At 72.4% G+C, this 20,682-nt stretch carries 20 protein-coding genes; 11 read left to right on the top strand and 9 right to left on the bottom strand.

Annotated features, from left to right (window positions below):
• The first annotated feature begins 463 nt into the window (after positions 1-463).
• Together htpX and pspAB are read left to right on the top strand one after the other, a co-directional pair.
• Positions 464-1,369: a zinc metalloprotease HtpX gene (gene htpX / locus BMX65_RS06275; protein WP_019360016.1), complete on the top strand. Its 906-nt coding sequence runs from the start codon at positions 464-466 to the stop codon at positions 1,367-1,369.
• Between the two features lie 242 nt (positions 1,370-1,611).
• Positions 1,612-2,199, top strand: a complete 588-nt coding sequence (gene pspAB, locus BMX65_RS06280) for a PspA-associated protein PspAB (protein WP_074999117.1) — start codon at positions 1,612-1,614, stop codon at positions 2,197-2,199.
• 175 nt (positions 2,200-2,374) lie between these two features.
• On the opposite strand, the gene BMX65_RS33325 is transcribed toward pspAB, so the two are convergent.
• Complete coding sequence (locus BMX65_RS33325) at positions 2,375-2,599, bottom strand: hypothetical protein (protein WP_239502043.1); 225 nt, start codon at positions 2,597-2,599, stop codon at positions 2,375-2,377.
• On the opposite strand from BMX65_RS33325, the gene BMX65_RS06285 reads away from it, so the two are divergent.
• From BMX65_RS06285 to BMX65_RS06300, 4 genes are all read left to right on the top strand, one after another.
• Positions 2,598-3,014, top strand: a complete 417-nt coding sequence (locus BMX65_RS06285) for a hypothetical protein (protein WP_239502044.1) — start codon at positions 2,598-2,600, stop codon at positions 3,012-3,014. The genes BMX65_RS33325 and BMX65_RS06285 overlap by 2 nt on opposite strands.
• Positions 3,015-3,264: 250 nt before the next feature.
• Positions 3,265-4,251, top strand: a complete 987-nt coding sequence (locus tag BMX65_RS06290) for a Rossmann-fold NAD(P)-binding domain-containing protein (protein ID WP_074999119.1) — start codon at positions 3,265-3,267, stop codon at positions 4,249-4,251.
• A 97-nt stretch (positions 4,252-4,348) separates the two neighbouring features.
• Positions 4,349-4,702 (top strand): arsenate reductase (glutaredoxin), encoded by a 354-nt coding sequence (gene arsC, locus BMX65_RS06295; RefSeq protein ID WP_074999120.1) that lies wholly within the window; start codon positions 4,349-4,351, stop codon positions 4,700-4,702.
• Positions 4,703-4,897: 195 nt separating this feature from the next.
• Positions 4,898-5,929 (top strand): amidohydrolase family protein, encoded by a 1,032-nt coding sequence (locus tag BMX65_RS06300; RefSeq protein ID WP_275435176.1) that lies wholly within the window; start codon positions 4,898-4,900, stop codon positions 5,927-5,929.
• Between the two features lie 201 nt (positions 5,930-6,130).
• Here BMX65_RS06300 and BMX65_RS32425 read toward each other — a convergent pair whose 3' ends face one another.
• Positions 6,131-6,649, bottom strand: coding sequence for a hypothetical protein (locus BMX65_RS32425; RefSeq protein WP_177214201.1), 519 nt, complete (start codon positions 6,647-6,649; stop codon positions 6,131-6,133).
• A gap of 74 nt (positions 6,650-6,723) precedes the next feature.
• Here BMX65_RS32425 and BMX65_RS06315 point away from each other — a divergent pair, with 74 nt between their 5' ends.
• A complete protein-coding gene (locus tag BMX65_RS06315) occupies positions 6,724-7,626 on the top strand; it encodes an LLM class flavin-dependent oxidoreductase (protein ID WP_074999121.1) in 903 nt (300 codons plus the stop codon).
• A 220-nt stretch (positions 7,627-7,846) separates the two neighbouring features.
• On the opposite strand, the gene BMX65_RS06320 is transcribed toward BMX65_RS06315, so the two are convergent.
• From BMX65_RS06320 to BMX65_RS06330, 3 genes are all read right to left on the bottom strand, one after another.
• Positions 7,847-8,818 (bottom strand): MerR family transcriptional regulator, encoded by a 972-nt coding sequence (locus tag BMX65_RS06320; protein WP_074999122.1) that lies wholly within the window; start codon positions 8,816-8,818, stop codon positions 7,847-7,849.
• Positions 8,819-8,886: 68 nt separating this feature from the next.
• Positions 8,887-10,683: an SDR family oxidoreductase gene (locus tag BMX65_RS06325; RefSeq protein WP_074999123.1), complete on the bottom strand. Its 1,797-nt coding sequence runs from the start codon at positions 10,681-10,683 to the stop codon at positions 8,887-8,889.
• Positions 10,680-11,531 carry a M24 family metallopeptidase gene (locus BMX65_RS06330; protein WP_074999124.1) on the bottom strand — a complete coding sequence of 284 codons (852 nt, stop codon included), beginning with the start codon at positions 11,529-11,531 and terminating at the stop codon, positions 10,680-10,682. The genes BMX65_RS06325 and BMX65_RS06330 overlap by 4 nt, the downstream gene beginning before the upstream one ends.
• Before the next feature lie 359 nt (positions 11,532-11,890).
• On the opposite strand from BMX65_RS06330, the gene BMX65_RS06335 reads away from it, so the two are divergent.
• From BMX65_RS06335 to BMX65_RS06350, 4 genes are read left to right on the top strand one after another with little or no spacing between them, the layout of a single operon-like run.
• The gene (locus BMX65_RS06335; protein ID WP_074999125.1) at positions 11,891-12,871 is read left to right on the top strand and encodes an ABC transporter ATP-binding protein; all 981 of its coding nucleotides are present in this window, start codon (positions 11,891-11,893) and stop codon (positions 12,869-12,871) included.
• Positions 12,861-13,799 carry an ABC transporter permease subunit gene (locus BMX65_RS06340; RefSeq protein WP_079171716.1) on the top strand — a complete coding sequence of 313 codons (939 nt, stop codon included), beginning with the start codon at positions 12,861-12,863 and terminating at the stop codon, positions 13,797-13,799. The genes BMX65_RS06335 and BMX65_RS06340 overlap by 11 nt, the downstream gene beginning before the upstream one ends.
• Positions 13,796-14,746, top strand: coding sequence for an ABC transporter ATP-binding protein (locus BMX65_RS06345; protein ID WP_074999126.1), 951 nt, complete (start codon positions 13,796-13,798; stop codon positions 14,744-14,746). The genes BMX65_RS06340 and BMX65_RS06345 overlap by 4 nt, the downstream gene beginning before the upstream one ends.
• A 22-nt stretch (positions 14,747-14,768) precedes the next feature.
• The gene (locus BMX65_RS06350) at positions 14,769-15,491 is read left to right on the top strand and encodes an ABC transporter permease subunit (RefSeq protein WP_074999127.1); all 723 of its coding nucleotides are present in this window, start codon (positions 14,769-14,771) and stop codon (positions 15,489-15,491) included.
• Between the two features lie 104 nt (positions 15,492-15,595).
• Here BMX65_RS06350 and BMX65_RS06355 read toward each other — a convergent pair whose 3' ends face one another.
• From BMX65_RS06355 to BMX65_RS06370, 4 genes are all read right to left on the bottom strand, one after another.
• Entirely contained in the window at positions 15,596-16,963 is a 1,368-nt protein-coding gene (locus BMX65_RS06355) for a CynX/NimT family MFS transporter (protein ID WP_244905662.1), read from the bottom strand.
• Positions 16,964-17,013: 50 nt separating this feature from the next.
• A complete protein-coding gene (locus BMX65_RS06360; protein WP_074999128.1) occupies positions 17,014-17,820 on the bottom strand; it encodes a FadR/GntR family transcriptional regulator in 807 nt (268 codons plus the stop codon).
• Between the two features lie 269 nt (positions 17,821-18,089).
• Entirely contained in the window at positions 18,090-18,836 is a 747-nt protein-coding gene (locus tag BMX65_RS06365) for a hypothetical protein (RefSeq protein WP_074999129.1), read from the bottom strand.
• A gap of 404 nt (positions 18,837-19,240) precedes the next feature.
• Positions 19,241-20,620, bottom strand: a complete 1,380-nt coding sequence (locus BMX65_RS06370; RefSeq protein ID WP_074999293.1) for an FAD-binding oxidoreductase — start codon at positions 20,618-20,620, stop codon at positions 19,241-19,243.
• Positions 20,621-20,682: the final 62 nt, after the last annotated feature.

Raw genomic sequence — 20,682 nt, forward strand, 5'->3', positions numbered from 1 at the left:
TCGCGCATATGCCTGAACATGCGTGCGGACCTCCGCACGGATGAGTGAGGAATTGAGAGCACACCGTGAGGACAGGGGGCACGCGAGCGCACGAAAGGGGCGCACGGGACGGGAGTGAGCACCCCCTGGGTACCCCCTGTAGGCCCGCCCGCAGTCGGGCGGGGCCCAGGGCGGCAGGACGCGGGCGCGGAGCGGCGGGACGGGCGAGGGTGGACTCCGGGGCAGGGTGGCCCGGAGTCTCTGGGCATAGCCGTCATCACAGCCATCACCACCATCACCGCCATCACCGCCATCACCGCCATAGCAATCATTGCCACCATCGCTGTGCTCAGCAGGTCAGAGCGCTCTTGTCGTCTCCAACCGGATCGAACAGGCACAATCGAAGAGAGCGCCTCATGCGTGCTGCGCTCCCGCGCTGCAGCTCGGCGCTGCAGCCTCCGCGCCTCAGGAAGGAGCGGCCGCCATGGCTCGTCACTCGCGCTACGTCGCAGACCGTGGTCTGACCGCACGGATGGTCACCACCATGTTCCTGATCGGACTGCTCTATGTCGTCCTGGTCGGCGTCCTGGTGGCAGTGCTGAGCAACGCCTGGCCCTTCGTGCTGGTGATCGCGGGCGGGCTGTTCGTGGCGCAGTTCTGGTTCAGCGACCGGATCGCCGCCTTCAGCATGGGCGCCCGCGAGGTCACCCCGCAGCAGGCTCCGGAGCTGCACGGCGCCGTCGACCGGCTGTGCGCCCTCGCCGACATGCCCAAGCCGCGGGTGGCCATCGCCGACAGCGACGTCCCCAACGCGTTCGCCACCGGCCGGAACCAGAAGAACGCCCTGGTCTGCGCCACCACCGGCCTGATGCGCCGACTGGAGCGGGACGAGCTCGAAGGAGTGCTCTCACACGAGCTGTCGCACGTCGCGCACCGCGACGTCGCCGTCATGACCATCGCCTCCTTCCTCGGCGTGCTCGCCGGGATCATGACGCGGGTGGCCCTGTGGGGCAGCCTCGGCCGCAGCGCGGGCCGGGACAACAACGGGGTGGGGCTGCTCCTGCTGCTCGTCCCGCTGGTCAGCGCCGTCGTCTACGTGATCAGCTTTCTGCTCACCCGGCTGCTCTCCCGCTATCGCGAGCTGTCGGCGGACCGTGCCGGCGCCCTGCTGACCGGACGCCCCTCCACCTTGGCCTCCGCCCTCACCAAGATCAGCGGCGACATGGCCCGGATCCCGACCAAGGACCTGCGGAAGGCCGAGCCGTACAACGCCTTCTTCTTCGTCCCGGCGTTCTCCGGGGAGAGCCTCGCCTCGCTGTTCTCCTCGCACCCGAAGCTGGAGAAGCGCCTGGAGCAGCTCAGCCGGATATCGACCCAACTCGGTCAGTGACCGCCCGCCCCTCGGTCAGTGACCGCCCGCCACTCCGTCAGTGACCGCCCGCCACTCGGTCAGTGACCGCCCGCTGCTCTCCGCTCCGGGGCGACTCCCGGAGCTCTCCGCTCGGGGGGACTCCCGGTGGAGTGGCTGGTGGGGCGACTCCCCGCCGGTGCGGCGAACCGGCGAGGACGACGAGGCGTACGGGCACTGACCGGACCGACGAACGACGACTCATCCGGGATCGGAGGCCGAGCGTGGGTTTTCTGGATGTGCTTCTGGGCCGCAGCAAGCCCAAGCGGCCCGACCTCGACCAGCTCTTCGCGCTGCCCGCGGCCGCGCTGACCCTGCAGGCCGGGACCGCGTTCCTGCCGACCGGGGTCGGTGCCGTCTGCTTCGCCAGCGTGGAGGGCGGCGCGTTCACCCGGCTGCGGAGCGACGTACGCGAACTGCTGGACGCGGACACTGCCCGCGGCGGCATCCCCGTCGAGTTCAGCCAGGACTCCTACGGCTACACCTGGCTCACCGCGCGCCAGCCGGCCGACGACATGGCGGCACTCGTCAACGACCTGCACGCCGTCAACACACTCCTCGCCGAAGGCGGGTTCGGCCCGCAACTGCTCTGCTCGCTGGTGTCCTTCCGGCACGAGAACTCGGGCGCCTCCCTCGCGCTGATCTACCTCTACAAGCGCGGCACCTTCTACCCCTTCGCCCCGCTGCACGGCGGCGCCGAGAAGCGGGACAACGCGCTGGAACTCCAGGTACGCGGACTGCTGGCGAACGACCTCACCGTGGAGGACGACCTCGGCCGCTGGTTCCCCGTCTGGGGTGCTCCCGGACTCTGAGCGCGGGGCACCCCAGACGGGGACCGCACGGAACCGACCCGGTGCGGGCCGCCGCGCTCGGCAGGCGACCTCTTGGCAACCCTCCCTGCGGGGGGCGGATCCAGCTCTGGCAGGATCATGCGCTCAGAACATGGTCCGGCCGTGCGGGCGAAGCCGCCCCGGCCGGATACGGGGATCAACGGGGAAGTGAGGACGACATGCGTACGTGGACTCGTGCTGTTCCGGCGGTGGCGGGAGCGTTGGTACTGACCGTCGCGGTGACCGGGTGCAACAGCCACTCGAGCTCGAAGAAGTCGAAGAAGAAGAGCCACGCGGGGTCGCACTCCTCACACTCCCGCTCCTCGAAGGAGAAGACGACCTTCCGCCTGGGCCAGGCCAGCCCGGTCCAGAAGAGCGACATGACCAACTCCAAGGACGCCAGGTACACGGTGACGCCGACCAAGGTGCAGACCGGCACGAAGGCCGACATGGACAACTCCGGCCTCAAGAAGGACGAGGAGGACGGTCCGCAGATCCCCGTCTACGTCTGGTCGACCCTGGAGCACAAGGGCGGCAAGACCATGGAACTCGGCGACATGGACGACGACCTGATCGTCAAGACGGACAAGAACAAGCGCACCCGGGCCCTCATCGTCATCCTCGGTCAGGCCAAGTGGCCCAACTGCCCCGCCGTCGAGAGCAACAAGAAGATGAATGCGGGCGACTCGGAGAAGATCTGCTCCGCCTTCCTCATCCCGGAGGGCCAGAAGGCCGCCGCGGTCGAGCTGAGCCAGGGCTTCTCCAAGGCCCCGCTGGAGTGGGCCGTCACGAAGTAGCCGAACGGCCGGCGAGTATCCGGTACTCGCGGCACTGCCGGCGCCCACACGTGCGCGTCCCCGTAACCGGGGGCGCGCACGCGGCGTTCGCGGGGCGGTCGGGCGGTCGGGCGGTCGGGCGGTCGGGCGGTCGGGCGGTCGGGCGGTCGGGCGGTCGGGCGGTCGGGCGGTCGGGTCCGGTGCCGGCGGATCGGTCCGCTGTCGGCGAAGTGGACTGGGCAGGCCGCACGTTCGCTGGTTGTCTGGCGGGATGGAGACTCTCGTTCTGGGCGGAACGGCGTGGGTGGGTCGCGAACTGGCGCGGCAGGCGGTCGAGCGCGGGGACACGGTGACGTGCCTCGCGCGCGGGGAGAGCGGGCCCGTCGCGGACGGCGCGAAGCTGGTCGCCGCGGACCGGCGCGACCCCGCGGCGTACGCGCCGCTGGCCGGGCGGACGTGGGACGCGGTCTTCGAGGTGTCGTGGCAGCCGGACTTCGTCCGCGGTGCGCTCGACGCGCTGGGGGACCGGGCCGGGCACTGGACCTACGTCTCCTCCGGCAACGCCTACGCCTCCCACGCCGCTCTCGGAGCCGACGAGTCCGCGCCCACCCTCGCCCCCACCGATCAGGGCGAGGTCGACCGCTCGTCGTACGGCGAGGCCAAGGTCGCCTGCGAGGAGGCGTCGGCCACGGCAGTCGGCGACCGGCTCCTGACCGCCCGCTGCGGCCTCATAGGCGGACCGGGCGATGCGAGCGGCCGGTCCGGCTACTGGGTGGCCCGTGCGGCCCGCGACCCGTACGGGCCGATGCTGGTGCCCGACACCCCGGCCCTGCCGACCCAGACGGTCGACGTCCGGGACCTGGCCGCCTGGCTGCTCCACGCCGCCGGGAAGGGGACCACGGGTACCTACGACGCGGTGGGACCGGTCGTTCCCTTCGCCGACTGGATCGCGCTGTCCCGGGACGTGGGAGGCCACACCGGACCCGTGCGTGCCGCGGGGTCGGAGTGGCTGCTCGCCCACGGCGTCGCCCAGTACATGGGCCCCGAGTCGCTGCCGATGTGGCTGGTGAAGCCCGGTTGGGGAGGGTTCTCGGCCCGCAGCGGCGCCGCCGCGCGCGCCGCCGGACTCCACCACCGACCCCGCGAGGAGATGCTGGCCGACACCCTGCGCTGGGAGCGCGAGCAGGGCCTGGACAGGTCGCGGCGGGCCGGTCTCGGTGCGGAGCGGGAACGCGAACTGCTCGCGGCACTGGACTGACGGCGTGCTGGACCGACGGCATGCTGGACCGACGGCGTGCTGGACTGACACGGCGCGAAGCGGAGCTCGGCCGAGGTGCCCCGCATAGCATGACGCCATGGCGAAGACGGCGACGCTCTACCACAACACCCGCTGCGGGACCTCCCGGAAGGTCCTGGCGCTGCTGGAGGACGCGGGCTACGACATCGAGATCGTGGAGTATCTGAAGACCCCGCCGGACGCGGACACCCTGCGCGGACTCATCTCTGACGCGGGGATCCGGACCGCGGACGCCGTCCGCACGAAGGAGGCTGCCTACCAGGAACTCGGCCTCGGCCGGCCGGAGGTGACCGACGCCGAGTTGATCAAGGCCATGACCACACACCCCGCACTGATCCAGCGGCCTTTCGTGGTGACGGACAAGGGCACCCGGCTGGCACGCCCGGCCGATGTCGCGAACGAGGTGCTGTAGCCCCGCGCGGTCTCTCGCTCGGGCGCGTCATGCCTGCGCCAGGACCGCGCACATCCTGCGCCAGGACCGCCCGGAGCGCCTGGATGCGGAGGGCTGCCGCGGGGGCGGATCCGGGACGAACCGGCTCGGAAAGGGCGGTCGGACGAGCGCGGCGGCCCGCCTTCGTCGCCCACCCGAGAGTCACAGGAGTCGGATATGAGCAGGTACGAGCAGGCGCAGGACAACGGGGCGCCGGGGACCGGGATACCGGCAGCCCGAGCCGCGGAGGAGCGCGCCGCCGCAGAAGCGGTAGGAGAGGAACGCGCAGCCGCAGACGTGGAAGAGGACCGAGCCGCGGAGGAGCGGGCCGCGGCGGAGCAGGAGCGCGTGGCCGCGTTCCGCACCCGCATCGGTGCTCGCGCGCTGATCGACATCCACACGCACTTCATGCCGGAGCGACTGCTGGCCAAGGTGTGGGCCTACTTCGACGCGGCCGGGCCGCTGGTCGGCCGCTCCTGGCCGATCACCTACCGCACCGACGAGCAGCGGCGACTGGACGTGCTGCGCGGCTTCGGCGTCCGCGCGTTCACCTCGATGCTCTATCCGCACAAGCCGGGTATGGCCCGCTCCCTGAACGACTGGGCTGCCGACTTCGCGGCCCGCACGCCCGACTGCCTGCACACCGCCACCTTCTACGCCGAACCCGGCGCCGCCGACGACGTGCGCCGCGCACTCGGCCAAGGCGCCCGCGTCTTCAAATGCCATCTCCAGGTGGGCGGGTTCGATCCGCGCGACCCCGCGCTGGAGGAGGTGTGGGGTCTGCTCGCCGACGCCCGGGTCCCCGTGGTCACGCACTGCGGATCCGGGCCGGTACCCGGCGCCTTCACCGGACCCGGCCCGATCGGTGCCGTACTGGAGCGGCATCCGAAGCTGCGCCTGGTCGTCGCGCATCTGGGCATGCCCGAGTACACCGACTTCCTCGCACTGGCCGCACGCCACCGGGAGGTCATGCTGGACACGACGATGGCTTTCACCGGTTTCGCCGAGGAGGCCGCCCCCTTTCCCCGCGACGCGCTGCCCCGGCTGGCCGATCTCGGCGAGCGCGTGCTGCTGGGCACCGACTTCCCCAACATCCCGTATCCGTACGCCGACGCGCTGGAGTCGCTGGAGGAGCGCACCGGCCTCGGCTCCGCATGGCTGCGGGCCGTGTGCCACGACAACGCGGCACGGGTCTGCGGACTGGACTGACCGGCGGCGCGGCAGGCCCTGCCCGACCGTCCTGCCTCCTGGGTGTTCCGGCCGTTTCGGCTGTCCGGCACCCCGGTCGTCCCGGTCGTCCCGGTCGTCCCGGTCATCCCGGCCGTCCCGGCCGTCCCGGTCGTTCCGGTCACCCCGGCCGTCCCGGTCATGCCGGTCGTCCCGGTCATGCAGGTCATCCGGTCATGTCGGTCATCCCGGAAGGGAGTTCAGCCAGCGGGACAGGCCGCCGTACGCCATCGGAACGACCTCCTTGTAGGAGAGTTCGTCGTCCAGGGACACCACCAGTCGGCAGAACGGCGGGTACCAGGTCCGCTTCAGATGAGCGCGCCGGTCGAAGACTGCCTCCAGGAACGCCGGGGTCGCCTCGCGCGGCAGATCGTGGAAGGTCACCCCGTCGAGCGTGATGTGCGCGTCGCCCTCCTCGAAGAGCTGAATCGAGATCTTCGGGGTGAGCGGGGCCGTACCGCCCCCGTCCTCCGTGCCGCCGGTCGCGGGGAGCTCCAGCAGCGCCTCGTGCGGGAGGGAGCCGTCCTCGTCGGTGACCGCGAATGCTCCGGCCGCCGTGCGCCGGGACGACTCGTCGGCACCGATGGCGTGCTCCACCGATACCGGGAGTCCCCTGCGCTCCGCCAGTGCGCACAGCACGGAGACGGCCGACTCGGTGCTGTGGAGCTCCGGCACACGGTGCGGAGGGCGAGTGTGGTCCATACCACCGAGGATGCCTGTTCCCGGGCCGGGCCGCGAAGCGGGGTGCGCGGGAAGGTGCGCTTAAGCTCGGGGGTATGCGTCTGAGCACCGTGATCCTCCCCGTCCGCCGCTGGTCCGAGGGCGGACGGGAGAGATGGCGGCGGGCCGAGGAACTGGGCTTCCACGCCGCGTACACCTACGACCACCTCTCGTGGCGGGTCCCGTTCCGCGACGGCCCCTGGTTCGGTGCCGTCCCCACCCTCTCCGCCGCTGCCGCCGCCACCTCCCGGCTGCGTCTCGGCACGATGGTCACCTCGCCGAACTTCCGGCACCCGGTCCCGCTGGCCAAGGAACTGATCACCCTCGACGATCTCAGCGACGGCCGCATCACCCTGGGTATCGGCGCCGGAGGCTCCGGCTTCGACGCCACCGCCCTGGGCGGGGAAGCGTGGACGCGCCGGGAGCGGGCGGACCGCTTCGCCGAATTCGTTCCGCTGCTCGACCGGCTGCTCACCGAGGACGAGGTGACGGCCGAGGGCACCTACTACGCCGCCCACGAGGCACGCGGACTCCCCGGCTGCGTGCAGCGGCCCCGGCTGCCGTTCACCGTCGCCGCGACCGGTCCGCGCGGGTTGCGGCTGGCCGCCCGCCACGGCCAGGCGTGGGTGACCACGGGTGACCCGGCCGCCAACGAGTCCGGTACGCCCGCCGACTCCCGGGTCGCTCTCGCCCGGCAGGCCGATGCCCTGGAGAAAGCGTGCGCCGACACCGGCCGGGCGCCGGACACCCTGGGCCGTACGCTGCTCACCGGCTTCACCCCCGACCGCCCGCTGGAGTCCCTCGACGCCTTCGTGGACTTCGCCGGCCGCCATGCCGCCCTCGGTTTCGACGAACTCGTCCTCCACTGGCCCCTCCCGGGCACCCGCTTCGAGGCCGACGAGAAGATCTTCGAGCGGATCGCCACCGAAGCACCCGCCCAGCTCGGCCGCGCCGGGTGACCCGGGGCGCCCCGTGCCGTCCCGGCCGTCCCGGGCGAGCCGGGGGCCGTGCCGGCCAAGCCTGGCGACGATGCCGTCCCGGCCGAGCTCGTCAGGCGTGCTTCCCCGGTGTGCCCGCCGGGTGAGCGGCGCCGGTCAAGCACGCCCGGTGCGCCCGCCCGGTGCGCCCGCCGGGTGAGTGCGCCGGGCGAGCATGCCGGTCATCCGTCCCGCCCGCAGTTCATCTCCCTTCCGTGCTCATCCGGTCCATCTGCCGGGCCCGCACCTCCCGCTCCGCCGCCGCCGCGATGAAGTCCGGCACCCGTTCCTCGCCGACGAGGGCGCCTACCGCCTCGACGGTTTCGGTCGGCAGCCGTATCTGTGCGGTGCGGGCCGGGTCGGTCGGGTCGGCCGGTTCGGGGCCGGTCGGGGCCGCGGCCGCCGAGCGGAGATGGTCGCGCAGATTGCGGGCGGCGAACTTCTGCATCGCCCGGGCCAGTTCGGCCTCCACGGTCTGCTGCGCCAGCGGACGGAGGCGGCGCACCAGGTCCGCCGCCTCGGAGGCGTCCCCGTCGGAGAGATGGACGCCCAGATAGCGGACGAACACATGCTCGTTGGTGAAGTCCAGGAAGCGGGCCGCGATGTGCTCCACCTGGCCGCGCAGTTCCCGTAGCTGCTCGGTGATGGCCAGCAGCGGCACGCCCGCCTTGTGCAGCTCGGCCGCCACCGAGAGTTCCTGCGGGCTCGGCACCCGGAACTCGTCCTCGCGGTCCGGAAGCGGTTCCAGCACCCCCAGGGCCAGCGCCTCGGAGACCGCCTCCTCGTCGTACTTCCCGCCGAACAGCTCGCCGAGATCAGCGCGCGAGATGCGGCCCGACACCTCGTCCGTCCACGGCCCGTCCACCTCCGTCACCAGCCCCAGCACCCCGGCCAGTCCGCGACCCTCGTCCCACGCCTGGAGCAGCTCCCTTATCGAGGCCAGCGTGTAGCCGCGCTCCAGCAGGTCGGCGATCTGCTGGAGCCGTGCCAGATGCGAGTCGTCGTAGACGTTGGCCCGGCCGCGCCGTCCGGGCTTGGGCAGCAGGCCCTTGTCCTGGTACGCGCGGATGGTGCGCACTGTCGCGCCGCTGCGCTGCGCGAGGTCCTCGATGCGGTACTCGGACTCGGACGTCGAAGCCGATGTCGGCCCCGCCGGGTGGGGGGACGGAGGCATGGTCGTGAACTCCTCTGACGGTCGGCACAGCGGGACGGGCCTCGCGGCCCGCCGGCTGTCACCTCGGTCTACGCGGGCGGTTGGATGCGGGCTATCCCGCGCAGTGCCCGCGGGGTGAAGCGGGACAGCAGCCGGGCGCCGCGGGCTTCGGGCGTCACCGGGACGACGGCCTGATTGCGTACGACCGCGCGCAGGACGGCGTCCGCCACCTTCTCCGGCGGGTAGTTCCGTATCCCGTAGAGCCGGGAGGTGCGGCGCCTGCGGCGCTGCTGCTCCGCCTCGTCCACTCCGGCGAAGCGTGCGGTCGCGGTGATGCCGGTGTTCACGAAGCCGGGGCAGATCGCCGTCACCCCGATGTCCTTGCTCGCCAGCTCGGCACGCAGGCACTCGCTGAGCATCAGCACGGCGGCCTTGGAGGTGCTGTACGCGGGCAGCGCGCGGGAGGGCTGATAGGCGGCGGCGGAGGCGGTGTTGACGATGTGCCCGCCCTGGCCCCGTTCGGCCATCTGCCGTCCGAAGAGGCGGCAGCCGTGGATGACCCCCCAGAGGTTGACGTCCAGCGTCCGCTTCCAGTCCTCGGTGGAGGTGTCCAGGAAGGGGCCCGCCATACCGATGCCCGCGTTGTTGACCAGCACGTCGACCGTGCCGTATTCGGCGGCCACTTTCTCGGCCAGCTTCTCCATCGCCTGCTCGTCCGCGACGTCGACCGTCTCCGCCCATGCCTGCGGGGCACCCACCAGGCGGGCCATGTCGGCGGTGCGGGCGGCGCTCTCCGCGTCCCGGTCGACGGCGATCACCCGCGCTCCGGCCTCCGCGAAGGAGAACGCGGTGGCTCTGCCGATGCCGCTGCCGGCTCCTGTCACCAGCACCAGTTGACCGGCGAACCGGTCCGCGTACGAGCCGGTCGCCGAGGACGCCGGGGCCGGCAGCACCGGATCGCTGCCGTCGATGAACTCGCTGATCCAGTCCGCCAGCCGGTCGGGCCGGGTACGGGGCACCCAGTGCTTGGCCGGAAGCGTGCGCCGAGTCAGCCGCGGCGCCCACTGCTCCAGATCGTCGTACAGGTGTTCGCTCAGGAAGGCGTCCCCGGTCGGTGTGACGAGCTGCACCGGTGCGTGTGCGTAGCAGTCGGTGCGCGGGCGGCGCAGCCGGGCGCGGACGTTGTCCCGGTAGAGCCAGGCGCCGTGCGCCGCGTCGTCGGGCAGCGAGTCGGTCGGATAGCCGCCGCGCGGCACCTTCTCGGACAGCTCCAGGAGACGGGGCCAGCGCTTGCCGAGCGGCCCCCGCCACGCCAGCTCCGGCAGCATCGGGGTGTGCAGCGCGTACACGTACCAGGACTTGGCGCCCTGGCCGAGGAGCTGGGCGGCGCGGCGCGGCGTCGGCCGGGTCGCCCGCTTCTTGATCCAGTGCCCGAAGTGGTCCAGGGACGGGCCGGAGATCGAGGTGAAGGAGGCGATCCGCCCTTCGGTACGGCGCACCGTCACGAACTCCCAGCCCTGCACCGATCCCCAGTCGTGGCCCACCAGGTGCACGGGCTCGCCCGGACTGACCGCGTCGATCACCGCGAGGAAGTCGTCGGTGAGCTTCTCCAGGGTGAACCCGCCGCGCAGCGGCTTGGGCGCGGTGGACCTGCCGCAGCCGCGCACGTCGTAGAGGACCACGTGGAAGCGGTCCTGGAGCCGGTGCGCCACCGCGGACCAGACCTCCTTGCTGTCCGGGTAGCCGTGCAGCAGCACCACCGTCGGCCGTGCGGTGTCGCCGAGTTCCGCGACGCACAGGTCGATCCCCCCGGTGGCGATCCGGCGCTCCCGTGCGCCCGCCGGCAGTCCGCCGGCCTCCGTGCCGCCGTCCGTCTTCGCGTTCATACCGCCTGTACCTCCTCCTGCCGGCGCCGCACGTGCGGCAGATCGTCATCCAGCCAGAATGCGCTCTCGACGGGATCCCGGGAGTCGGTGACGACCAGGATCTCCTCGAACTTCGCGCCTGTGCCGCGGAACCCCAGGTGCGGCTCCACCGCCCACAGTCCGGGCTGCGGCGGGTGGTCCGAGAAGCGGTACGGGCTCCACAGCGGTGACCAGCCGTCCCGGTGCCCGTGCAGGGCGTCCCGCGCCAGTCCGCGCAGCGCGTTGGTGCCGAATCCGAGCACCGTGGGCGACCGGCGGCGCTCCGGGACGCGGTCGATCTTGTGCGCGATCACGCCGAACGGATAGGCGCGGTGCCGGTTCGCATACCCCTGCGCGACCATAAGCCGCCCCACGTCCTCGTACACCGCACGCAGCGGACGCCGCTCCCGCACGGCGGCCAGGATCAGTTCGCGGTGCTCCAGCAGGTCCGCCAGCAGGCGCTCGTGCAGCGGGTTGGGGCCCAGGCAGCCGGAGTAGCCGATGTCGGAGGTGAAGCCGCCCCGGATCGGTGCCATGTCCAGGATGAACGGCATACCCGGTGCCAGCTTGCGGTTCGTGGGGAAGAACTGGAGCGGGACCTTGAAGCCGGTGAACGCCGTGCGGTCCCCGAACCAGGCGAAGGGCAGATGGAACCAGTCCGCCACCCCGCGCTCGCGCAGCCAATCGCGCTGCATACGGGCTGCCTCCCGCTCGGTCACTCCCGGCTTCAGCCGGGCGGCCACCGACTCCGCGCAGGCGTAGGCCAGTTGCTGGACCTCCCTGAAACCCCGCAGGTCAGCGGAGGAATAACTGCTCGTCGCCGCGCGCATCGCCAGCCTTCCGTCCGTGGGCGTTCCTCGTGTCGGTTTGTCGGTCCCGGTCCCGGTCCCGGTCCCGAAGCCGGGGGCCGGTGCGGACCGCGACGGAGCCACGGGCGCACACCGGTTCGTGAGCAATTTGACACCGATGAATGTGACATCGGCCCGTGGCGGGGTCAAGAGGTCCTCCCAGCCTGTGGAAACTCCGGGACGCGGTCGCCGCCAGGTACTCCGGGGCCGGTCATGGCGCTCCCCTACGGGTCACTCCGACCTGAGAGTGAGGCGCCGGAGCACCTGAGGGGTACGTGCTCCGCGCCGAAACCGGCGCAGCGTCTGACGCGGACGCGGCGAGCGGCTCATAGCGTCGGAGCGTGACTGTGATCGCGATCGAAAGCCTCAGCAAGCGGTTCCCCCGGGTGACCGCCCTGGACCGGCTGACCGTCGGCATAGAGCCGGGCGTCACCGGTCTGGTGGGCGCCAACGGAGCCGGGAAGTCGACCCTCATCAAGATCCTGCTCGGGCTCTCACCCGCCACCGAGGGCACCGCGTCCGTACTCGGCATGGACGTGGCCACCCAGGGCGGTGCGATCCGGGAGCGCGTGGGGTACATGCCCGAGCACGACTGCCTGCCCCCGGATGTGTCCGCCACCGAGTTCGTCGTCCACATGGCGCGGATGTCGGGACTGCCCGCCACCGCGGCCCGGGAGCGCACCGCCGACACCCTGCGCCACGTCGGCCTCTACGAGGAGCGCTACCGGCCGATGGGCGGCTACTCGACCGGCATGAAGCAGCGGGTGAAGCTCGCCCAGGCGCTCGTGCACGACCCGCGGCTCGTCCTCCTGGACGAGCCGACCAACGGACTCGACCCGGTCGGCCGCGACGAGATGCTCGGCCTGATCCGCCGGGTGCACACCGACTTCGGCATCTCCGTGCTGGTCACCTCGCATCTGCTGGGCGAACTGGAGCGCACCAGCGACCACATAGTCGTCATCGACGGCGGCAGGCTGCTGCGCTCCTCCTCGACCGCCGACTTCACCCAGCGCACCGCCGTCCTGGCCGTCGAGGTCACCGACACCGACGAGCACCCCGACGGTACGGCGGTCCTCCGTGCCGCGCTCCGGCAGGGCGGCCTGGACCCGCACGAGCCCGCATCCGGCGGCGCGCCGGCGCCCGGCGCGGGGCACGTGGTCATGCTCGACATCGGCGGCGAGAGCGGAGACGCCGACGAATCGGTCCTGGACACCGTGCGGGACACGGTCGCCGAACTCGGCCTGGGCCTGGTCCGCATGGAACGGCGCAGGCACCAGATCTCCGAGGTCTTCACGGAAAGGAGCACCGGCGATGTCGCCTGACCAGACCCCCGCGCCCCAGGCCACCGCGAGCGGTGGGGCGGCCACCGCCGAACGCGGCCAGAACGTCATCCACAACATCGGCTACCGCGGCTACGAGGGACCCCGGCTGGGCCGCTCCTACGCCCGGCGCGCGCTGTTCAGCCAGTCGCTGCGCGGTACGTACGGGCTGGGCCGCTCGGCCAAGTCCAAGGTGCTGCCACTGCTGCTGTTCGCCGCCGTGTGCATCCCGGCCGCCATCCTGGTGGCGGTCGCGGCCCTGACCAAGGCCAAGGAACTGCAGGTCGGCTACGCGGAGTACGTACTGCTCATGCAGCCGCTGCTGGGCATCTACCTGGCGGCCGCCGCGCCGCAGGCCATCTCCATGGACCTGCGCTTCAAGACGACGCCGCTCTACTTCTCGCGCCCCATGGAACGCAGCGACTACGTGGCCGCCAAGTATGCGGCACTGTCGGCGGCGCTCTTCCTGTTCACAGCCGTTCCCGTACTGATCATGTACATCGGTGCCCTGCTGGCGAAGCTCGACTTCGGCGACCAGACCGAGGGAGCGGTGCAGGGCCTGGTGTTCTGCGCGCTGTTCGCACTGCTGCACGCCGCCATCGCCGCCTGGATCGCCGCCCTCACCCCGCGCCGCGGCTTCGGCGTCGCCGCGATCATCGTCGCGATCACGGTCCCGTACTTCCTCGTCTCCGCGCTCCAGGGCATCGCCTGGACCTCGGACAACAACGGCGCCATCGGCTGGCTCGGCCTGGGGTCGCCGGGGACGCTGCTGGACGGTGTGCAGAGCCGGTTCCTCGGCGGCCGCTCCGGGTTCCCCGACGAGCAGACCCTCACCGGCGCCCAGGGCGCCGTCTACCTCGTCGTCCTCGCTGCACTGATCGTCTGCTTCTGCACCCTGCTGCTGCGCCGCTACCGAAAGGCCGGACTGTGAGCACGATCCACATCGACCGCGTCTCCCGCTGGTTCGGGAACGTCGTCGCGGTCAACGACATCACCATGGACATCGCCCCCGGTGTCACCGGTCTCCTCGGACCCAACGGCGCCGGCAAGTCCACCCTCATCCACATGATGGGCGGCTTCCTCTCGCCCTCGAACGGGACCGTCACGCTGGAGCCCTCGCCCGGTCCGGACGGCAAGCCGGCAGCGGCGGCGCCGATCTGGCGCAACGAGGACTCCTACCGCCACATCGGCCTGGTGCCGGAGCGGGAGGGGATGTACGACTTCCTCACCGGCGAGGAGTTCGTCCTGGCCAACGCCGAACTGCACGGCCTGCGCGACCCGCGCGCCGCTGCCGCCGAGGCGCTGGCGACGGTGGAGATGGAACACGCCCGGGACCGCCGCATCTCCACCTACTCAAAGGGCATGCGGCAGCGCGTGAAAATGGCCTCCGCGCTGGTGCACCACCCGACGGTGCTGCTGCTGGACGAGCCGTTCAACGGGATGGACCCGCGACAGCGCATGCATCTGATGGAACTGCTGCGCAAGATGGGCGACGAGGGCCGCACCGTGTTGTTCTCCTCGCACATCCTGGAGGAGGTCGAACAGCTCGCCTCGCACATCGAGGTCATCGTCGCCGGACGGCACGCGGCCAGCGGCGACTTCCGCAAGATCCGCCGCCTGATGACCGACCGGCCGCACCGCTACCTGGTGCGCTCCAGTGACGACCGGCGGCTGGCCGCCGCGCTCATCGCGGACGCCTCCACGGCGGGCATCGAACTGGACCGGACCGAGCAGGCGCTGCGCATCCAGGCCGTCGACTTCACCCGCTTCACCACGCTGCTGCCCCGTGTCGCACGGGAGCACGGCATCCGGCTCCACACCGTCTCGCCCTCCGACGAGTCCCTGGAGAGCGTCTTCTCGTACCTCGTCGCGGCCTGAGCGGCGGAAAGGAGCTGACCCGATGTACAACCCGACGGTCGCGCGGCTCACCTGGCGCGCCCTCCTGGGCCGCCGCCGCGCGCTGATCCTGTGTGTGCTGCCGGCGCTGCTGCTCGTGGTGGCCGCCGCCGTACGCGCCATGAACGGTGCCGACGACGCGGTCACCAGCCAACTGCTGGGCGGTTTCGCACTCGCCACCCTGGTACCGCTGATCGGCGTGATCGCCGGAACCGGCGCCATCGGTCCGGAGATCGACGACGGCTCGGTCGTCTACCTGCTCTCCAAGCCGGTCGGCCGCACCTCGATCATCGTCACCAAACTGCTCGTCGCCGCCGGGACGACCGCGGTCTTCGCGGCGGTGCCGGTCCTCGTCGCGGGCTTCGTCCTGAACGGCAACAGCCAGCAGATCGCCGTCGCCTACGCGGTGGCCGCAACGGTCGCCTCCCTCGCCTACAGCGCGCTGTTCCTGCTGCTGGGCACGGTCAGCAGGCATGCCGTCGTCATCGGCCTGGTGTACGCGCTGATCTGGGAGGCGCTCATCGGCAGCCTGGTGCCCGGAGCCAAGACGCTCAGCGTGCAGCAGTGGGCGCTCGCGCTCGCCGAGAAGGTCGCGGGCAGCGGTGCGGACATCAGCTCGTCGGTGGCGGTGCCGACCGCGGTGGTGCTCCTCGCAGTCGTCACCGGGGGCGGCACCCTCTTCGCGGGGCAGAAGCTGCGGACCCTGACGCTGGCCGGGGAGGAGTAGCGGGACGGCGGCCTGCCGGCGGGAGCGCCTGCCCTCCCGCCGGCAGGCCGCCGCGGCCGACCGCTCCGCTGCCCGGCGGGAGAACTCCCGCCGGGCCGGAGCCTTCAGCCTGCCGCTCCGCCGTCGCCGATTCTGCGGTCCCGGCCGGCACCCAGGCCCAGCAGCACCAGCCCCGCGCAGACGCACAGCAGCAGCACGATCGGCACCGTCCAGCCGTCCGTCGCCTGGTGCACCGCGCCGAGCAGCAACGGGCCCGCGGCGGCCAGCAGATAGCCCCATGTCTGCGCCATGCCGGACAGTCGCGCTGCGGTGTGCGCGTCCGCCGAGCGCAGCACCATCAGCGTGAGGGCCAGCCCGAGCGCACCGCCCTGGCCCAGTCCCAGCAGCGCCGCCCACACCCACGCGCCGGCCACCGGCGCGACCAGCAGTCCAGCGATCCCGGCTGCCATGGACAGGGCAACCGCCGTGCACAGCAGCCGCTGCCGGCGCATCCGCCCGGCCAGCACGGGCACCACGAACGATCCGGCCATCTGCACCAGCGTGCTGAACGCGAAGACCAGGCCCGCGCTCGTCTCGCTCATCCCGTGGTCGGTGAACAGGGTCGGCAGCCAGGCGATGGTCACATAGGCGATGAGCGACTGCGAGCCCATGAACAGCGTGATCTGCCAGGCCAGTACGGACCGGGTCAGCCGGGGACCGGGCTGTTCCCGCGGGCCCGCAGCACCGGCCGCGGTGCGCGGTGCGGCAGCGGTAGGGCGCCCGTGCGGCGTCCCGCGCCGGACGACGAGGGCTTGGGGCAGCCAGACACAGGCCGCGAGACCGGCCAGCAGCGCCCAGGAGACGAGCGAACCGCGCCAGCCGCCCAGGGCGCGTTCCAACGGCACGGCAGCGGCGGCGGAGGCGGTCGCGCCGAGGATCATCGCCGTCGAGTAGAGGGCCGTCATCCCGGCGGCCTGCTCCGGGAAGTCCCGCTTGATCAGGCCGGGCATCAGCACGTTCAGCAGCGCGATGCCGGAGCCGACCACCGCGCACCCGAGGAAGAGCGTGGCCATCGGCGGCGCGATCCGCAGCACTATGCCGCCCGTCAGCAGCACCAGCGCGCCGAACAGCACCGTCTCCGTGCCCCAGCGCCGGGCCAGCCCGGGGGCGAGTGGTGAGACGACCCCCATGAAGATCAGCGGAATGGTCGTCACCAGGCTGCTGACCGTGGCCGTCATGCCGAAGTCGTCGCTGATCTGCCCCAGTACGGGGGAGACCCCGGCGAGTGCGGCGCGCATGTTGAGGGAGGCCAGGACGATGCCGGCGAACAGCAGCAGCGGACGGGACCGCAGCCTGCGGCGGGCCGCTGCCACGGCGGGCGCGGGTGCCGGATCCTCCTCGGCGTCGATCAGCTCGGCGGCCAGCAGCTCCTCGGTGCTGAGCCCTTCCTTCGGCGACGGCGACGGCGGGTGCGGGGACGGGGACGGGGACATGCGGGGTGGTGCCTTTCTCGACGAGCAGGTGGTGCGCGGGAGCCGGTGCCTCAGCCGGTGTCCCCGCCGGGGTCGATGCCGGTGCCTGGGACGGCGGCTGTGCCCGTCCCGGTGCCGGTGCCGGGTGCAGCATTCGGGTCGGTGCTGGTGCCGGTGCCGAGCAGCGCGTCCACGGCCTGCTTCGGCTTGGCGAGCAGCGATCTCGCGGCGCGCTCGGCGGCCTCCGGGTCGCCGGTCTCGATGGCGTCCACGAGGTCGTGGTGGTCGGTCTCGTGGATGCGGGGCATGTGCCGGTCGTGCAGCGAGGCGACCAGCGCGTCCCGGACGGAGCTGCTGAACCAGCCGTACGTCGCGCTCAGCGCGGCGTTGTGCGCGGCGTCGACGACCGCGACATGGAACTCGATGTCGTGCTCCGCGTACAGCTCGTACTGCCCGTGCGCGGGCTGTCCGAGGGGGTCGCGGAAGGCGGCTTGCGCGGCGAGCGCGGCGCGCATCCGCTCCAGGTCGGCCGAGGTGTGGCGCAGTGCCGCCAGGCGGGCGCCCTCGGCCTCCAGGGCGATCCGCAGTTCCAGCACGTCCCGCACGTCCGCGCGCTGCACCCCGCGGACGATCTCGCCGGGGTCGGCGGTGGCCACCACGAACGTGCCCTCGCCCTGCCGGGAACGCAGCATTCCGGCGTGCACCAGTACCCGCACCGCTTCGCGGACGGTGTTGCGTCCCACCTGGAGCTGCTCGGCCAGTGTGTGCTCGGTGGGGATGCGCTCGCCCACCGGCCACTCGCCCGCGGCGAGCTGCGCCCGCAGCTCTGCGACGACGGTGTCCACCAGGGACTGCCGCCCCGCGGCCCGCAGCGCCATCCTCTGCTCCTTCGTCTCGCGGCCCCGGCGCGTCTCGCCGACCCGGGTCCCCCTGGTCGCCTCGGGCCGGCACGGCCGGCGGTGGAGTCCTGACCGGTTCCTCCGACCGTATTGACCCGGTTGCCCAGTCATCCTACAACTGGTCTTTCCCGGGTCCCGGCCGAGCCCCGGGCGGGTCCCGTCCCGAGTCCCGGCGCGGCGCCCGGCCCGCTGACGACGAGCCGGGGGCCTCGCACACCTGTCCCGCCGTGCTTCCGCCGTGCTTCCGGTCACTCCGGGGCCGGGCGACCGCCGGACTCCCCCGCACCCGTCCGCTCGGTCAGGTCGGCGAGCCGCCGGCTCAGCGCACACACCCGCTCCTCGGCGCGTTCCGTCCGGCGCTCCGTCTCCGCCAGCCGGTGGTCCACCCGCTCCGCCCGGCTCGACAGCACACCCACGACCGGAACCAGGTCCCGCAGCACGGAGACGAGTTCGGCCCCCGTCGCCTCCAGCCTGCCGACCCCGCGGTCGAGCGCCCCGTATCCGGCCGCCAGCGTGCGCACCGTCCGCCCCAGCTCCTCGACGGACTGCCGCACCGTCTCCACCCGGGGGTGCGCACGGGCGGCCGCATCGAGGGCGAGGAGGCGTCGGCGAATCCGCCGGGCGGTCGGACTGCCGCGCAGCAGCATTGCCGTCGTGAGCATCGCGCGCGGGCTGAAGACGGGGGAGCTGCCGCGGAGCCGCGCCCCGCCGGGCGCCTGCTCCGGGGAGCGTGGCGGTGCGCCGGCCGGGCGCCCGCCCGGGCCGGCACCGTCGGGCAGCGCCATCCCGCTGCCGAGCAGCTCCTCGCGGTGCTGTGCGGCCAGTGCCTCCACAACCCGCACGGGGACGTCGAAGTAGTCGGCCACCTCCCGGGTGGTGGCAGGGGCGCCGGTGGCGGGTCGGGGCAACGCCTTCACGTCGTCGAGCGCGTCGATCCGGTGGGTCATACCGGAGCGCGCGCTGCGCGATTCCAGCAGGACGGATTCGGTGAACATGGCAGACCTTCCTGGGCCCTGATGCGGACTCTGCTGCGGACACGTCCGGGGGACCCCGTTCGCCTGGGGGCCGTCAGGTGTCCGTATCCAGGAGCCAGGAGCGGAGGTCAGCTCATGTCTTCCCGCGTACCGCACGACCGGCGGGAGGCCCCGCATCGGGCCTCGTCCCCACCGGCTACCACCACTTCACACACTCTCGACGCCGTCGTTGGCACATCGCCTCCGCGCAAGAGGTACAACGATTCGACGTTCGCACAGTTACGCGAGGCGGAGGGGGCGAGGATCCGGCACCCTCCCCGCCCCTTCCCCCCGCCCCTTCCCCCGGCCCCTTTCCCCACTCCTCTCCGCATCCTCCGTGAGCTGCTCGACCGCGCTTGAGCAGCTCAACCGCTTCCGCGGGCCGCTCAATCGCGCCCGGCGAACCCGCCGATGCGGCGGAACAGCCGGTGCGGGTCGTACTCGGCCCGCAGCCGCTCCAGCCGCCCGGCCGTCTCGTCCCCGTACACCGACCGGGTGGTGGCGGGATCCTGCGGGCCGTACAGGAAGTTGCCGTTCCGGGCCGGTGCCCGACCGGTCACGGGGGCCAGCACACGCGCGTGCAGACTCCGCACCGCGCCGTCCTGAGCCGGCTCCGACACCGGGGAGAGCACGTACACCAGATACTCCGCGTCCCGGTGGTCCACCGCGTTCGGTACCTCTGGTGTGCGGGAGAACGCGCCGCCCAGGTGCCGCACGCTCAGCACGCACATCGCCGCGGCCGACGGGCCCGCCTCGGCCAGTACGGCACGCCGTGCGGTGTCGTCCAGTCCCGCCGCGTCCAGCAGGACGTTGGTGCTGCGGTACGCGTGCGGTGTCTCCGGCTCGCTGAAGACCGTGGCGCACTCGGTGTACGGCATCTCCCGCACCTCGTCCACCAGGAGCGCCCCGATCTGCCGCAGCGGCCGGACCAACCGCTCACCCTCCTCCCGCGATCCGGTGAAGGCCAGGTGCACCTGGGCGAGGTACCGCCCCCGCAGCGCCGCGGGGACAGCGGGCAGGTCCGGCATCGGCAGCAGCGTCACGGCAGAGGTGAGCGTGTCGGGAACCGACCGGGTCCATTCCTGCCATGTCCGCAACACCTGCTCGGCGACCTGCCCGCCGTCGAACACCAGACGGCCGCCGAAGATCCGCTCCACGGGCACCAGTTCCAGCTCCAGCCCGGTCACCGCTCCCAGGCCGCCCCCGCCACCGCGCAGCCCCCAGAAGAGCTCCGGGCAGCTCTCCGCGGTCACCTGGCGCAGCCGGGCGTCGGCGGTCACCACGTCGAGCCGCCGCACCAGGTCCGCCGCGTAGCCGAACTCCCGCCCCAGCAGCCCGACCCCGCCGCCCAGCGCATAACCGACGACGCCGACGCCGGGAGCCGAACCGTTGACGGGCGCCAGACCGTGCCGCGCCGCCTCCGCCACCAGGTCGCCCGCCCGGACCCCCGCCTCGATCCAGGCGGTACGGGCCGCCGCGTCGATCCGGATTCCCCGCATGCGGCGCGTACCGACCAGCACGCCCTCGCGGGCCGCCTCGCCCAGTCCGTGCCCGGTCGCCTGCACGGCCAGCGGCATCCCGTGGCGCCGTGCGTGGTCCACCGCCGCCCGCACATCCTCCGGCGCCTGTGCCGCCACGAGCACGTCCGGACCGTGCCGGTCCCCGCTCTGGAATCCGGTGCGCTCCTGGTCGTACCCCGTGTCACCGGGAAGGAGCACGCTGCCGCGCACCGCGTGCCGCAGCGCCTCCAGCGCCTTCGTCCGCATCCTGTCCGCTCCTCGGGCCCTGCCGGCCGGCCGGGCCGACTCGTCGTCCGGTTCCACCTGCC

The sequence above is a fragment of the Streptomyces qinglanensis genome (assembly GCF_900111245.1).
In the GTDB taxonomy this organism is placed as follows: Bacteria; Actinomycetota; Actinomycetes; order Streptomycetales; family Streptomycetaceae; genus Streptomyces; species Streptomyces qinglanensis.